We start from the raw sequence: 14,810 nt of genomic DNA, 5'->3' as shown, positions 1-14,810 counted from the left end.
GCCACCGTCGTCCGCCCCTCCGGGGTCGGAACCGAGCCTCCGGCTCGGGCCGCGTCTCATGTGCTGGCCTCGCCACGTGCGGCCAGCCGCATCGAACCGTTTCATCCAGCGACGGGCTTCGGCCCGCCCGCGCCCCTCGCTGCCTCACGGCGGCGAACCCAGGGCAGCACCATTGCGTGCCGCCACCTTTCGGTTTCATCGTCCTCGTTCGGCGGATAGTACGGCCGGGCTTCGTCAACCCGTGACGGCGCGTCGCGCGCCGCCACTCGCATAAGGAAACCCTTCATGCCGCTCTCGTCCAACCAGCTCCCGCGCTGGACCCTCGTGGCCCCGCTTGCCGCATGGCTGGTCCTCGCGCTGTCGCGCGTCGTGCCGGCCGAAGGCCTCGTCATCGCGGTGTTCGCCGCCGCACTCGCCGGCGCCGTGTTCGCCGCTGTCCACCATGCGGAAGTCGTCGCGCACCGCGTCGGCGAGCCGTTCGGCACGCTCGTGCTCGCGGTCGCCGTGACCGTCATCGAAGTCGCGCTGATCGTGTCGGTGATGCTCGGCGCGGGCCCCGAGAAATCAGGCCTCGCCCGCGACACCGTGTTCGCCGCCGTGATGATCATCTGCAACGGCATCGTCGGCATCTGCCTGCTGGTCGGCGCGTGGAAGCACGGCGAGCAGGACTTCCAGGGCCGTGGCGCAAGCAAGGCGCTCGCGGTACTGGCGTCGCTGTCGGTGCTGTCGCTCGTGATGCCGAACTACCTGAACGCCGCACCGGGCCCGTTCTTCTCGAAATCGCAGCTCGCATTTGCCGGCGTGTCGTCGCTCGTGCTGTACGGCGCATTCGTGTTCGTGCAGACCGTGCGTCACCGCGACTACTTCCTCACCGCGCACGACAGCGCGAACGAATCGGTGCACGCGGCGCCGCCGAGCAACCGCACGGCGGTGATCAGCATGCTGCTGCTGTTCGCGAGCCTCGTCGCGGTCGTGCTGCTCGCAAAGCTGCTGTCGCCGGCGGTCGAGCACGCCGTAATGAAGCTCGGCGCGCCCGAAGCCGCGGTCGGCATCGTGATCGCCGCGCTCGTGCTGCTGCCGGAAGGGCTCGCGGCCGTCACCGCCGCGCGCGCGAATCGCCTGCAGACCAGCATGAACCTTGCGCTCGGTTCGGCGCTCGCGAGTATCGGGCTCACGATCCCGACCGTCGCGGCCGTGTTCATCTGGGTCGGCCAGCCGCTCACGCTCGGCATCGGCCCGATGGAAACCGTACTGCTGGCGCTTACCCTGCTGGTCAGCACGCTGACGCTCAGCCAGGGGCGCACGACGGTGCTGCACGGCGTCGTGCACCTGTCGCTGTTCGCCGCGTACCTGTTCCTGTCGATCACTCACTGACGCAAAAAAGCGCGCGGCCCGGCGGATCACCTCCGCCGGGCCGCGCGCAGTCTTTCACACCCCTTCAGCGTTCCTCGTTCACGTCACGCCGCCGTTACCGCACCGGAATCACGAGGTGCTGGCCCGCCAGGATCAGGTTCGGGTTGGCAAGGTTGTTGCGGCGTTGAATCTCGCGATAGCGCTGGCCGCTGCCGAGCTTGCTCGCCGCGATCATGTTCAGCGTGTCGCCCGCCTTCACCACGTACGTGTGCTCGCCCGACGCGGCCGCGGTCGTCACCGCCTGGTCGCTGACGAAGTACTTGCGCAGCAGGTCGAGATACTGCGGCGACTGCTTGAGCTTCGCGATCGCCGCGTTCAGGTAGATCAACAGATCCTGGTCGTCGGCGCGCACGCCGATCTTGTACGCGATGTTCGAGCCGTCGAGCTTGGTCACCGCGAACTTCAGGTCGGTGTCCTTGATCGAGCTGACCGCGAACGGATAGTCGTAGATGAACGCGTCGACCGTATGGCCGTCGATGCTCTTCGCGATGAACGCCGGATCGGAATCGTCGACTTCAACGAACTTCACGTTCGGATACTGGCGCGTGACGAATGCGCGCACGTCCGGGTCGCCCTTCAGGATGCCGACCGTCTTGCCCGCGAGGTCGTCGGTCGAGCGGATCGCGGAGCCCTGCCGCACGATCAGCGAATAGCCGAAATCGTCGACGTACGGCACCGAATAGACCACGCCCGACGGCGTGTTGTCCGGGAACGTCAGCCCGTCCATTGCCACGTCGACGACGTGGTTCCCCTTCGCATCCGTATCGAGCAGCTGCTTCGGCACGCCCGGATACGTGTCGACCTCGTGACGCGTATCGACGACGACCGGCTTGCCGCCGTGCGAGAACGACGGATCCGCGAACAGCAGCCGCGCGAATTCGACGTTGAAGCCGTGCGGCGTGCCCTTGTCCTCGCCGAAGAACGGTTCGCTCGGGTTCTGCACGGAGATCCGCACGACGCCGTTTTCGGCAATCGATTTCAGCGCGCTGGCCTGCGGCGTGAAGCCCGCCGGCAGCACGCTGGACGACGGCGACGCCTGCGCGGACTGCCCCGTGTCGCCACTTTGCGCGGACGTCGAGGCCGGGGCCGCGTCATGCGCGGAAATCAGTGTCGACAGGCCGCCCTGATGCACGATCCATACGCCGACGAGCACGACCAGAAATGCGATGGCGCCAAGAAGTTTTTTCATGGTTGCGAGCCTGCAGGAAGTTATTGTTGTTTCGACGGCAGTTGCGCGGGGTTCGTCGCGTCGAGCCCGGGCGCGTGCGGCGCATTCATCACCGCCTGCTGCTGCGCCTGCTTGACCTCGGGGTTATCCATCAGCGACGTCTCCATTTCGGAGAACGCCTTGTTGACCGAGCGCATCACCGAATCGACGGCCACGTCGGTCTTGATCTGCTCGAACGTGTCGGACGCCTGCCGGCCCGCGAGCTTGTTCATCTGCTGCGCGGCCTGCGACATGTCCCACATCGCCTTCGCGCGGTCGATCGCCGACGCGAAATTCTTCAGTTCGGCCTGCACCTGCTTGTAGCGCCCCTCGCGGAACGCGAGCAGCTGCTTCATCGTGTCGAGCTGCTGCCGGAAGCGTGGCGCATCGTCCGGATACTGCTTCTCGAACAGCTCCGTCTTGTTCTCGAAGTTCTTCACCTCGGTGCGGAACGCGGTGATGCTGTCCGCGAATTTCTGTGCCGCCTGGCGCTTTTCCGCGAGCTGGTTGATCAGCGTCTCGATCGGATTGGCCTGCGCCTCCTCGACGATCATCTTCACCTTCTGGTTCGCGAACTTCATCGCGACGACTGGCGCGAAATAAATCGCGCCGAGGCCGATCACGCCCGCCGTGACCAGCGCGATCACCCCCTTCAGGATGAACAACGCGGCCGGAGCCGCGATTGCGACGCCGGCGACGATGATCGCCCACTTGATCAGCTTGACCTTGCCACTCCCCGAACTGCCGTTTGCTTCTTCATTCGAAAGCTGCGACATGAGTTTTTCTCCTTGAACCTCGAACCGAACTGCTTGCGTTTGCTTTTTCAAGCTCAATCGAAATGCTTCGGACTTCGGTGCCGCCGGGCAATCAGGCAAGCCGGCGGCGCAATGCAAGGATGGGCGCGACGGACGTCACGAGACGCCGGTGTAGGCGCCGTTCAGGATGCGGTGATGAGGAGCGGCAGACGGCGCTGCGATGCGGCGCGCCGGACGGGCGCCGTTCTTCGCCGCGGCGCTCGCGCGGACGGGAAAGTGTACCGATGCACGGTACGCAACGGGATGACGGATAGGTGACGCGCCGGGCGTCGGGAGAAGCGTTGTTCCGGCGGGCCGACAAACGCGGGGCCGGTATTCCGGTACGAGTGCGTAAAGGCTCATCGTTGTTCTTTTGTGTATCGCGGGTGCAGGACCGCGCGGCCGGCGCGTCCCGCTCCAAATGCACGGACGTATCCTGCGCCGACCGGCATGCAGCGTCAAGCAGTTGTCGCAGTGCAGCGAACTGCTGCGTTCCTCCTTTGGAACACGGGTAGCGAAGCAGCTTTCAACGCGGTAAGGATTCGCAGGACTGCGACCGGTCGTGCTCGGTCAGGATTGCTTGGCATCGCTTGCGCAAGCTTCCGGGTTGAAAGCTTGTCACATCGCGCCGACGGATTCCGCGCTTATGCCGTTACCGCGCCGCCGTGCTCCTGCGCCAGAAACCGCTCGACCATCGCGTTGAACACCGGCAGCGCCGGGTTGTCGTTGTCCGCTCGCCACGCGAGATACAGCTCGGCCGCCACGTCGGCGCCCGCCAGCGGCCGGAACATCACGCCGTCGACATGCAGTTCGCGCGCCGACGCCGGCACGAGCGCGGCACCGAGCCCCGCGCGCACAAGGCCGAGGATCGTATGCGTCTGCCCGACGTAGTGCAGGTAGTTCGGCAGCCGCCCCGCATTCGCAAACAGGCCCGAGATCAGGTCGTGGAAGTATTTCCCTTCGTTCGGCGAATACGCGATGAACGGCTGCCGGTCCAGATCGTCAGGGCCGATGCGCTCGCACGCGGCAAGCGGCGCGCCTTCCGCGACCGCAACCAGCATCGGCTCGCGCTGCACGAGCCGGTATTCGAGCGGCTGGCGCGCGGCACGCTGGCGCACGAAGCCCGCGTCGAGCATCCGCGACGCCAGCGCATCGATCTGCACGGTCGACACCATCTCGCGCAATTCGATGTCGACGTCCGGCAGCGCGTGCGCGGCGTGTGCCAGCAGCATCGGGATCATCCGGTATGCGCTGACCGCCGTGAAGCCGAGCGTGATGCGGCCGGCGCCGCCATGGGCGACGCGTTGCGCGGCCTGCTCGGCCCGTGCGGAGAATTCGAGGATGTGCCGCGCGTCGCGCAGGAACCGCTCGCCGGCCGCGGTCAGGCTGACCTGCCGGCTGCTGCGTTCGAGCAGCGCGATGCCGAGCGCATGCTCGAGCAGCTGGATCTGCCGGCTGAGCGGCGGCTGGGTCATGAAGAGCCGCCGGGCCGCGCGACCGAAATGCAGTTCCTCGGCGACCGCGACGAAGCAGCGAAGCTGGTGCAGTTCAATCATCCAATGCTTGAATCGATCGATAGTCTTTTGATGTTAGACGCATATCGATACGATTTCTATACTCGGTTGCACCTGATGCACGGCCCAAGCCGCGCACGACGACCGAGACCTTCATGACCATCGACATCCTGCTCACCCAGCCGCTCCCCGACGCCATCGACGCCGAACTGTCCGCCCGTTACGCGGTGCACCGGCTGTATGCGGCCGAGCAACCGGACGCGCTGCTCGATCGCGTGGCCGCACGCATTCGCGGCGTCGTGACCGGCGGCGCGAACGGCCTGTCCGCCACGCTGATGGACCGGCTGCCCGCGCTCGAGATCGTCGCGATCAGCGGCATCGGCACCGACGCCGTCGATCTCGACCGCGCACGCGCACGCGGCATTCACGTGACGACGACGCCCGACGTGCTGACCGACGACGTCGCCGACATGGCGATGGGGCTGATCCTGATGACGCTGCGCGACCTCGGCGCCGGCGAGCGCATCGTGCGCGGCGGCCGCTGGGGCAAGGCGGCCCAACCGCTCGCAACGCAGGTGACCGGCAAGCGGCTGGGCATCGTCGGGCTGGGCCGCGTCGGACGCGCAATCGCGCAGCGCGCGCAGGCGTTCCGGATGCCCGTCAGCTACTTTGGCCCGCGCGAGCATCGCGACAGCGGCTATCGCTTCGTGCCCGACCTCATCGCGCTCGCGCGCGACAGCGACGTGCTCGTGATCGCGGCATCGGCCGATCACGGCAACGTGCTCGTGACGGCCGACGTGCTCGCCGCGCTCGGCCACAAAGGATTCCTGATCAATGTCGCGCGCGGCAAGCTGGTCGACGAAGCCGCGCTCATCCGCGCGCTCGCCGACGGCACGATCGCCGGCGCCGGCCTCGACGTATTCGCGAACGAGCCGCACGTGCCAGCCGCGCTGCTCGAGCTCGACCGTGTCGTCGTGCAGCCGCACCGTGCGAGCGCGACCCGCGAAACCCGCGAAGAGATGGGCCGGATCGTGCTGGCCAATCTTGCCGCGTGTTTTGCCGGCCAGCGCCCGCCGACCAGCGTCACGCGCTGATCCCCGCGCCGCACGGCGGCCACCCGTTACAACACCGGATGCCTCCGCACGACGGAGGCCAGGAGACACGCATGCCCAATCGATCCAGCGGCGCCGCCCTCGCCGCGTCGCCCGCCGCCTCGCGCACGATCGGCCGCGTCCGCTATGCGGTCCTCGCGCTGATTTTCGCGGTCACCGTCATCAACTATGCGGATCGCGCAACGATGTCGATCGCCGGAACCGGCGTCGCTCACGACCTCAGGCTGACGCCCGTGCAGCTCGGCATCGTCTTTTCCGCATTCGCGTGGGCCTATGCGATCGGCCAGATCCCGGGCGGCTGACTGCTCGACCGCTTCGGCGCACGGCGCGTGTACGGCCTGAGCCTGCTGCTGTGGTCGGTCTTCACGATGCTGCAGGGCACGGTTGGCTGGCTCGCCGTGCAGGGCGCGGCCGCCACGCTCGCGCTGTTCGTCATGCGCTTCATGCTCGGCCTCGTCGAATCGCCGGCGTTCCCGGCCAACTCGAGAATCGTCGCGTGCTGGTTCCCGACCGCCGAACGCGGCACGGCATCGGCCCTGTTCAATTCGGCGCAGTACATGGCCGTCGTACTGTTCACGCCCGCGATGGCCTGGCTCACGCATGCGCTCGGCTGGGAGCACGTGTTCCTGTGGATGGGGATGCTCGGCATCGCGCTCGCCGCGCTGTGGTTCGCGTGGTATCGCGAACCGCACGGCCATCCGCGCGTGAGCGACGCGGAACGCGACTACCTGCGCGCGCACGGCGCGCTCGTCGATCTCGAGGCGAACCGCGTGCGCCATCGGCCGCGCGTGTCGTGGCATGACGTGTCGCAACTGTTCCGCCACCGGAACCTGTGGGCGATCTACGTCGGCCAGTACTGCATCACGGCCCTCACCTATTTCTTCATCACGTGGTTCCCGATCTACCTGATCAAGGGACGCGGGATGACGATCATGGAGGCCGGCTGGGTCGCCGCGCTGCCGGCGATCTGCGGGTTCACGGGCGGCGTGCTCGGCGGCGTGCTGTCGGACTGGCTGATCCGGCGCGGCATGCATCCGTCGAAGGCGCGCAAGACGCCGTTCGTCGTGGGAATGGCGATGGCGACGCTGCTCGTGCTGGCGAACGGCGCGTCGTCGAACGCGGTCGTGATCGCGCTGATGACGATCGCATTCTTCGGCAAGGGGCTCGCGGCGGTCGGCTGGGCGGTGCTCGCCGATACGGCTCCGGAAGGGATGGTGGGGCTGAGCGGCGGCGTGTTCAACGGCCTCGGCAATATCGCCGGGATCGTCACGCCGCTCGTGATCGGCTACTTCGTCGCCAGCACGGGTTCGTTCGCCGGCGCATTATGGTTCGTCGCCGCGCACGGGCTGCTCGGCATTGCCGCCTACGGATGGCTCGCGGGTCGCTTCGAGCGGATTCGCATCGCGCCGCGCGCATGAACCTCGCCGCGGCACGTGCGGTTCGCGGGAAGCATGCCCGCGCGAATCGTCACGCGCGCTTGCGGCCGCCCCGCGTCTGTTCGGTCGTCAGCCGGTCGAGTTCGCGCAGGTCGTTCTCCAGCGCGGGCGTGAGCGTCGTGCGCAGGTGGTCGAGGAACGTACGGATCTTCGCGTCGAGATAACGGCGGGTCGCGTAGACGGCATACACGCTCACCGTCTGCAGCCGATACTCGGGCAGCACGCGGATCAGCCGCCCTTCGCGGATGTCATCGAGCACCGTATACAGCGCGACGCACGCGATCCCGCGCCCGGCGCGCACCGCGACGCACAGTGCGTCCGGCACATTGACCTGGAACGGCGCGGGCTGCAGCTCGTAGACGGTCTCCTCGCCATCGCTGCGCTCGAGCCGCCATTCGCCGGCCGGCGAGGCGGGCGTATCGAGGCGCAGGCACACGTGGTTCGGCAATTCGTCGGGCGACTGCGGCGTGCCGTGGCGCGCCAGGTATTCGCGCGATGCGACGAGCACGCTGCAACTCGTGCCGCAGGTCTGCGCGACATAGCCCGAATCGGGCAGTTGCGACGCCGTCACGATCGATACGTCATAGCCCTCTTCGACGAGATTCGGCATCCGCTGCGCGAGCGTCAGCTCGACCGACACGTCGGGGTTGTCCTCCTGGTAGCGCACGATCGACGACACGACATGACTCTGCCCGAGCCCCGTCATCGCATGGATGCGCATCTTGCCGCTCGGCCGCAGCAGCGCGTTGCGCGCCTCCGCGTTCGCGTAGTCGATTTCCGCGAGGATCGATTTCGCGCGCTCGAAATAGCGTTCGCCGCTTTCGGTGAGGCCGAGATGGCGCGTCGTGCGATGCAGCAGCCGCGTCTGTACGTGCGCTTCGAGGTTCGATACCGCGCGCGACACCTGCGCGGTGGTCGCGTCGATTTCCTTCGCGACCGCAGTAAAACTGCCGGCTTCGACAACGCGCACGAACAGGCGCATGTTTTCGAGCATGTCCATTGAATTGGCTTGGGGAGAGTCAGTGGGGAGGCGTCGGCAGCGCTCGCGTCAGATGAGGAACGGAACGCAGCCGCGAACCACGTCGAATCGATCACCGTGCCGGGAGAAAGGCGGGAGAGCGGGCATCGCGTTACGTGGTTCTGGCATGACGGGGGGATTCAGTGGCCCGAATTGTACGCCGCCGCAGACAAATTTGCGCGGCTCCCCGGCCCGCAAGCTCTCATCCTGCGAAAGGTTTTTGCAAGCAACGCGCATCGCACACGGGCAACCGCTTGATGCAGTGCGACAATTTATATCACAACGCGATATAATTCGCCGCTCGTCGCTGCGCGCATCCGCGCGTCACTTTTACCGCTTCCCGTCCATGTCGTCAGGCTCCCCTCCACCGCGCCGCACGTTGCGGCAATGGCTGCATAGCTTCGTTCCCCATCCGATGTCGCTGGGCTGGCGTGAGCGCCTGCGCTCGTGCACGGGCGCGCTCGTCGGCATCGCGACGGTCGGCGTGGCGATGCGGCTGCTGCCCGGCGTGCCGGGCCTCGTGCCGCTGCTCGTCGCGCCGATGGGCGCGTCGGCCGTGCTGCTGTTCGCCGTGCCGGCGAGCCCGCTCGCGCAACCGTGGCCGATCATCGGCGGCAATCTCGTCGCCGCGACGGTCGGTGTCGCGTGCGCCCAATGGATAGCCGATCCGATCACGGCTGCCGCGGTCGCGATCGCGTGCGCGATCGGCGGCATGTTCGTGCTGCGCTGCGTGCACCCGCCGTCGGGCGCCGTCGCGCTCACGGCCGTGGTCGGCGGCCCGGCGATCCATGCGCTCGGGTTCAGATTCGTGCTGGAGCCGATCGCGCTGCAATCGGCCATCCTGCTGTCGGCCGCGCTCGTCTATCACGCACTGACCGGGCACCGCTACCCGCACGGCGGCGTGCGCCCCGAAGCGAAACCGCAGGCAGGCGGCGCTACACCCGCGCGAGGCGGTTTCACGCGCGGCGACCTCGACGCGGTGCTGAAGCGCCGCAGCGAATGGCTCGACGTCGATCCGGACGATCTCGAAGCCCTGCTGCGCGAAACCGAGATGCAGGCGTATACGCGCACGTTCGGCCAGCTCTCGTGCGCCGACCTGATGACGAAGAACGCCATCGAAGTCGCGCCGTCGACGTCGGTGACGGCCGCGCTCACGCTGCTCGACCGCCACCGCGTGAAGGCACTGCCTGTCGTCGACGGCGAAGGCCGCCTGACCGGCATCGTCACGCGCGCCGACCTCACGCGCCGGCTGCACCGCCCGACCCCGCTGTGGCAACGCCTGTCCGTGCGACTGCCGCAAGCGTTCGGCGGCCAGCCGGCGAGCGTCGCCGCCGTGATGACGCGCGACGTCACGTGCGCGCCGGAAACGACGCCGATCACCGCGCTCGTCGCGCTGTTGACGCATTCGGGCCACCACCACATTCCGGTCGTCGACGCATCGCACCGGCTCGTCGGGATCATTACTCAGACAGATCTCGTCACGGGCCTTTATCGGCAGACGCAGATGCTAGAGGCGGCGTAACGCATGCAGCGCACGTAACGCAACGTCACGGCCTGCGCGACGCAGAATGGATCGAATCCGCCAAGATTCGGCCATTTGCATCATGTTGTGATATATTTCCCGCTACCGAAACTGACTGTCCGACCGCCCCGATGAACGATACCCGACGCGCGCTGGCGAAAAGCGATTTCCAGCAACTGTCCGAATTCCGCTACCAGATGCGCCGCTTCGAGCGCTTCTCCGAGCGAGCCGCGCAAAGCGAAGGCGTGACGCCGCTGCAATACCTGCTGCTGCTGCACATCAAGGGTTATCCGCATCGCGAATGGGCAACCATCGGCGAACTCGCGGAACGCCTGCAGGCGCAGCATCACGGCGTCGTTGCGCTGGTCACGCGCTGCGAAGGGCTTGGCCTCGTGAAGCGCAAGACGAGCGAAGCGGATCGCCGACAGGTCGAGGTCCACCTCGAGCCGGCCGGCGAGACGCTGCTCGCCCGCCTCGCGGCCATGCATCGCGCCGAGCTGAAGTCGCTCAAGGACGCGTTCCAGGTTCCCCAGATCGATTACTGACCCTTGCATTTTCCACGCCGATGAACGGACCACACAAACGCGATTTCGCGACCACCGACCGCCTGCCCAGGATCGCGTTGCTTGCCGCCGGGATCGGCCTGCTCAGCACGCTGGCCGCATGCGTGCTGTTGAGCCTGATCCACTTGTTCACGAACCTGTTCTTCTACCAGCAGTTCTCGTTCGTCGACCGCTCGCCCGCGAACAACACGCTGGGCGCATGGGTGATCGTGATCCCGGTGATCGGCGGGCTGATCGTGGGGATCATGGCGCGTTTCGGTTCGGAAAAGATCCGCGGCCACGGCATTCCCGAAGCGATCGAGGCGATCCTGTTCGGCAAGAGCCGCATGTCGCCGAAAGTCGCGATCCTCAAGCCGCTGTCGTCCGGCGTCGTGATCGGCAGCGGCGGCCCGTTCGGCGCTGAAGGCCCGATCATCATGACGGGCGGCGCGCTCGGCTCGTTGATCGCGCAATGCGTGCACGTGACCGCTGCCGAGCGCAAGACGCTGCTCGTCGCCGGTGCGGCCGCCGGCATGACGGCCGTGTTCGGCACGCCGGTCGCCGCCGTGTTGCTCGCGGTCGAACTGCTGCTGTTCGAATGGCGCCCGCGCAGTTTCCTGCCGGTCGCGCTCGCGTGCGCGGTGGCCGGTTTCGCTCGCGCCGTATTCTTCGGCGTCGACCCGTTGTTTCCGGTGACCACGGCGGCGCCGACGCCCGTCGCGCTGCTGTCGTGCATCGTCGCGGGCCTGCTGTCCGGCATGCTCGCGTGCGGCCTGTCGGCGGCCCTGTACCGCGTCGAGGACACCTTCGCGAAGCTGCCGGTGCACTGGATGTGGTGGCCTGCGCTTGGCGCGATCGTGATCGGCATCGGCGGCTGGCTCGAGCCGCGCGCGCTCGGTGTCGGCTACGACGTGATCGGCGACCTGCTGCACCAGCACATCGCATTGAAGATCGCGCTTGCACTGCTGATCGTGAAGGCCGCGATGTGGGTGATCGCGCTCGGCTCGGGCACGTCGGGCGGCGTGCTCGCCCCGCTGCTGATGCTCGGCGCCGGCCTCGGCGCCGTGCTGTCGCCGATGCTGCCGGGTGGCGATCCGGCGCTGTGGCCGCTCGTGTGCATGGCCGCGACGCTCGGTGCCACGCTGGGCGCCCCGCTGACCGCGATCGTGTTCGCATTCGGCCTCACGCATGACGCGAACGCGCTGTTGCCGCTGCTCGCGGCGACGCTCGTCGCGCACGGCTTCTCGACCGTCGTGATGAAGCGCTCGATCATGACGGAAAAGATCGCGCGCCGCGGTTATCACATCTATCGCGAATACGGCGTCGATCCGCTCGAGCGGCATGACATCGGCGAAGTGATGACGTCGGCCGACCGGCTCGTCGCGATCGACGGCGACTCGACGCTCGACACCGTCGAGTCGCAGTACTTCGGCGCGAAGCAGACGCACCGTGCGTACCCGGTCGTGCAGAACGGCCGCCTGCTCGGTCTCGTCGATCGCGCGACGCTCGATGCGCAGCGCACCCAGGCCGCGGCCGACACGCCGATCTCCGGTGCATTCGCCAACCGCGCGCCTGCGGTCGCGCAGGCGCACGAAACGTGCCGCGTCGTCGCGTCGCGGCTCGCGATGCTCGGACTCGAGCGCATGCCCGTCGTCGCCGACGAGCAATCGATGCGTATCACCGGCATCGTGTCGCGCAGCGACCTGATCAAGCCCGCGCTCCAGCACTTCGACGACGAACAGAAGCGCGAGCGCTTCCGCCCGATCGTCCCGGCCAACCTGCGCGACATCGGTACGCGCAAGGCCGGCTGATCCACCGCGCAGCGCGCCACCCTCGCTGCGCACACCCCGCTCGCGCCACCTCTTCCGCGCGAAGCGGCACACCACTCACGTGCGGCATCGCATTCCGCCGCTTCCCGCGTTTAAAGTTGGTTAACAATTCGACGAGCGAAAGTTTGTCATCATGGTGCTCATGCGACGGGGCCATCAATCAGCCATTCCACTTCGCGATCAAATAAAGAGTCGCGGCACGGCATGCAGACACATGCCGCTCGCCGCGGCCGTCACATCACCACACGACCGGGCAGCGCGCCGACCACGCAGCGCGTGACGTCGTGTCGCACACGATTCATGCCGTGCCGCAGCAAAGTGCAAAGCATCGGGGCCGTCGTTTGGCAAGCGCGTTAACAACTTGTTTCCGAATAGCCGGAACCGTGCTCGTCCGATGCAATCTCACTGTTACGCAGTCCTGCTGCGCATCCCACTCAATCAATCACGACTCGAGGGAGATAACGTGAACGCAAAATACTTACCGCTCATCGCATTGACCGTGGCATTTTCTGCTCATGCAGCCGATTCTGCCCTCCAAAACGTGGGACAAAGCCAGAAACCCGCCGACCAGGTTGCGCAGTGCATCGCCAAGACCTGGGCCGACAAGTCGCAGCAACAAGTGACATCGCAGTATGAACTCGCGAACGGCCTCGCCATGGCCGTCTATGCGCCGGGCCAGCAGCCGCCGAACGGCGCCGCGGCCATCGTGCGCCCGGCCAACGCCGCCAATGCGAAGACCTGGGTGGGTTTCCGCGGTGGCGATGCATCGTCGGCCGGCGACATCAACGCCTGCCTGTAACGAGAACAGGCGCTCCGGATGGCCTTGGCGCCATCCGCTTGCGACAAGCCCCGCTTCGGCGGGGCTTTTCTTTTGCTGCGCGGGGCGTGTTACAGGTAGCTGCAGACGTAGTCGAGCGTCTCGAGCACTTCGATGTCGAAGCGGCTCTTGCCCGGCACCGAGAACGATTCGCCGGCGCCGTAGGTCTGCCATTCGCTGCTGCCGTCGAGCTTCACGCGGCACTTGCCGGCCTGCACTTCCATCAATTCGGGGGCGTCCGTGCCGAAGTTGAGCGCGCACGGCAGGATCACGCCGAGCGTCTTGCGCGTGCCGTCCGGGAAGAGCACGGTATGCGACACGCACTTGCCGTCGAAATAGACGTTCGCGCGCTTGACGACCGATACGTTGTCGAATTGGGTTGCACTGGTCATGAAATGCCTCTGATTGCTGGATGCCGGATGGCGATGTTGTTGGAGGCCGGCCGGAGCGGCGGGCCGGCCGCTATGATACCGGCTCGCGCGGCATGCGCCGCAATGGCGTGCTCGCTGCGCAAGCCGCATGCCCGCCAGACGACAGCAATGCCGCACGTCCAATCATCAGGATACCGATTCAATAACGATTACGAACCGCAGGCACCGGTTCATCGCAGCCCCTTGCGTCGCGCGGAATCGCGCAGGCAATCGAGCAGCATCGCCGCGGCAGGCGTCAGCGGGCTGTCGCGACGCGTGATGACCTGCACCGAGACGCCCGGCAGGCGCTCGCGGATCGGCAGCACCGCGAGCTGGTCGCGCGCCCACTCGCCCTGCAGCAGTTGCTCGGGCATCGACGCAATCAGGTCGCAACCGGTCATCAGGCTGTGCGCGAGCCCGAAGCTCGGGCATTCGACGACGCGCGCCGGCACCGGCAGCCCGTAGGCGACGAACGAATTGAACAGCACCTGCGTCGAGCTTTCCGGCGACGGGTTCATCAGCCAGTCGGCCTCGACGAGATCGGCGAGCGACGTGGCCGACGCGAGCGGATGCCCCTTGCGGGCGACGATCAGCGAACGGCTCGCATAGAGTTCCGCGTGATCGAATTCGGCTGCCAGCAGTTCGGGCACGACGACGGCCACCGCGAAATCGAGCGAGCCGTCGTGCAGGCGCGGCAGCGCGACGCCCGGAAACCCTTCGATCAGGTTGACGCGCGCCACCGGGAAGCGGCGCCGGAACGCGCGAAACGCATCGGGCAGGATCGTCACCGCGGCGGCCGGCGTGATCGCCGCCGCGACGGAGCCCGTCATCGCGCCCTGCGCCTGCTCGATGTCGTCGCGGGCGCGCTGCATTTCCGCGACGATCAGCCGCGCGCGCACCTGCAACTGCTGGCCGAACGCGGTGAGTTGTACGCCGCGCGCGGTGCGCACGACGAGCGATACGCCGAGTGCGATCTCCAGTTCCTTGACCGCCTTCGTCAGCGCTGCCGGCGACACGTTCAGGCGCCGCGCGGCCGCGCGAATGCTCCCCTCTTCCGCGACGGTGACGAACGCTTTCAGCTGATGGTATTTCATGGCGGCGAGACGTGATCCGTGGAAACCCTGTGCTGCGCGGCAGAAGTCGGTTCAGGGTATTCCCGAGCGGCAACCGGTGGTGAGCACCAAAGCAATTTATCA

12 protein-coding genes and 1 pseudogene are annotated in these 14,810 nt (G+C 66.9%); 7 read left to right on the top strand and 6 right to left on the bottom strand.

Going from position 1 to position 14,810, the window contains the following annotated elements; genetic code table 11:
• Positions 1-285 precede the first annotated feature (285 nt).
• Positions 286-1,374 carry a calcium:proton antiporter gene (locus tag ACPTTC_RS24480; RefSeq protein WP_175966382.1) on the top strand — a complete coding sequence of 363 codons (1,089 nt, stop codon included), beginning with the start codon at positions 286-288 and terminating at the stop codon, positions 1,372-1,374.
• Between the two features lie 94 nt (positions 1,375-1,468).
• Here ACPTTC_RS24480 and ACPTTC_RS24475 read toward each other — a convergent pair whose 3' ends face one another.
• The 3 genes from ACPTTC_RS24475 to ACPTTC_RS24465 form a co-directional block, all read right to left on the bottom strand.
• Positions 1,469-2,602 carry a transporter substrate-binding and LysM peptidoglycan-binding domain-containing protein gene (locus tag ACPTTC_RS24475; protein WP_423394269.1) on the bottom strand — a complete coding sequence of 378 codons (1,134 nt, stop codon included), beginning with the start codon at positions 2,600-2,602 and terminating at the stop codon, positions 1,469-1,471.
• A 20-nt stretch (positions 2,603-2,622) separates the two neighbouring features.
• Entirely contained in the window at positions 2,623-3,396 is a 774-nt protein-coding gene (locus ACPTTC_RS24470; protein ID WP_423394268.1) for a hypothetical protein, read from the bottom strand.
• Between the two features lie 662 nt (positions 3,397-4,058).
• Positions 4,059-4,970 carry a LysR substrate-binding domain-containing protein gene (locus tag ACPTTC_RS24465; protein ID WP_423394267.1) on the bottom strand — a complete coding sequence of 304 codons (912 nt, stop codon included), beginning with the start codon at positions 4,968-4,970 and terminating at the stop codon, positions 4,059-4,061.
• 113 nt (positions 4,971-5,083) lie between these two features.
• On the opposite strand from ACPTTC_RS24465, the gene ACPTTC_RS24460 reads away from it, so the two are divergent.
• Both ACPTTC_RS24460 and ACPTTC_RS24455 read left to right on the top strand, forming a co-directional pair.
• Positions 5,084-6,022 (top strand): 2-hydroxyacid dehydrogenase, encoded by a 939-nt coding sequence (locus tag ACPTTC_RS24460; RefSeq protein WP_423394266.1) that lies wholly within the window; start codon positions 5,084-5,086, stop codon positions 6,020-6,022.
• Positions 6,023-6,093: 71 nt separating this feature from the next.
• Positions 6,094-7,458, top strand: a pseudogene (locus tag ACPTTC_RS24455) (MFS transporter).
• Between the two features lie 49 nt (positions 7,459-7,507).
• On the opposite strand, the gene ACPTTC_RS24450 reads toward ACPTTC_RS24455, so the two are convergent.
• Positions 7,508-8,476 (bottom strand): LysR family transcriptional regulator, encoded by a 969-nt coding sequence (locus tag ACPTTC_RS24450; RefSeq protein WP_226197674.1) that lies wholly within the window; start codon positions 8,474-8,476, stop codon positions 7,508-7,510.
• Positions 8,477-8,840: 364 nt separating this feature from the next.
• Here ACPTTC_RS24450 and ACPTTC_RS24445 point away from each other — a divergent pair, with 364 nt between their 5' ends.
• The 4 genes from ACPTTC_RS24445 (at position 8,841) to ACPTTC_RS24430 (ending at position 13,186) form a co-directional block, all read left to right on the top strand.
• Entirely contained in the window at positions 8,841-10,016 is a 1,176-nt protein-coding gene (locus ACPTTC_RS24445; protein ID WP_423394265.1) for an HPP family protein, read from the top strand.
• A gap of 131 nt (positions 10,017-10,147) precedes the next feature.
• Entirely contained in the window at positions 10,148-10,561 is a 414-nt protein-coding gene (locus tag ACPTTC_RS24440; RefSeq protein WP_175953951.1) for a MarR family winged helix-turn-helix transcriptional regulator, read from the top strand.
• Between the two features lie 20 nt (positions 10,562-10,581).
• The gene (locus tag ACPTTC_RS24435) at positions 10,582-12,369 is read left to right on the top strand and encodes a chloride channel protein (protein WP_423394264.1); all 1,788 of its coding nucleotides are present in this window, start codon (positions 10,582-10,584) and stop codon (positions 12,367-12,369) included.
• Positions 12,370-12,850: 481 nt separating this feature from the next.
• On the top strand, positions 12,851-13,186 hold the full coding sequence (locus ACPTTC_RS24430; RefSeq protein ID WP_081436670.1) for a hypothetical protein: 336 nt from the start codon (positions 12,851-12,853) through the stop codon (positions 13,184-13,186).
• A gap of 89 nt (positions 13,187-13,275) precedes the next feature.
• On the opposite strand, the gene ACPTTC_RS24425 is transcribed toward ACPTTC_RS24430, so the two are convergent.
• Positions 13,276-13,596 (bottom strand): pyrimidine/purine nucleoside phosphorylase, encoded by a 321-nt coding sequence (locus tag ACPTTC_RS24425; protein ID WP_006478890.1) that lies wholly within the window; start codon positions 13,594-13,596, stop codon positions 13,276-13,278.
• 209 nt (positions 13,597-13,805) lie between these two features.
• On the bottom strand, positions 13,806-14,708 hold the full coding sequence (locus tag ACPTTC_RS24420; RefSeq protein ID WP_174918575.1) for a LysR substrate-binding domain-containing protein: 903 nt from the start codon (positions 14,706-14,708) through the stop codon (positions 13,806-13,808).
• Positions 14,709-14,810: the final 102 nt, after the last annotated feature.

Source organism: Burkholderia mycopellens, assembly GCF_964265025.1.
GTDB lineage: Bacteria > Pseudomonadota > Gammaproteobacteria > Burkholderiales > Burkholderiaceae > Burkholderia.
Note: the sequence above shows the minus strand (reverse complement) of the source record. Positions and strands in the feature narration are given on the sequence as shown.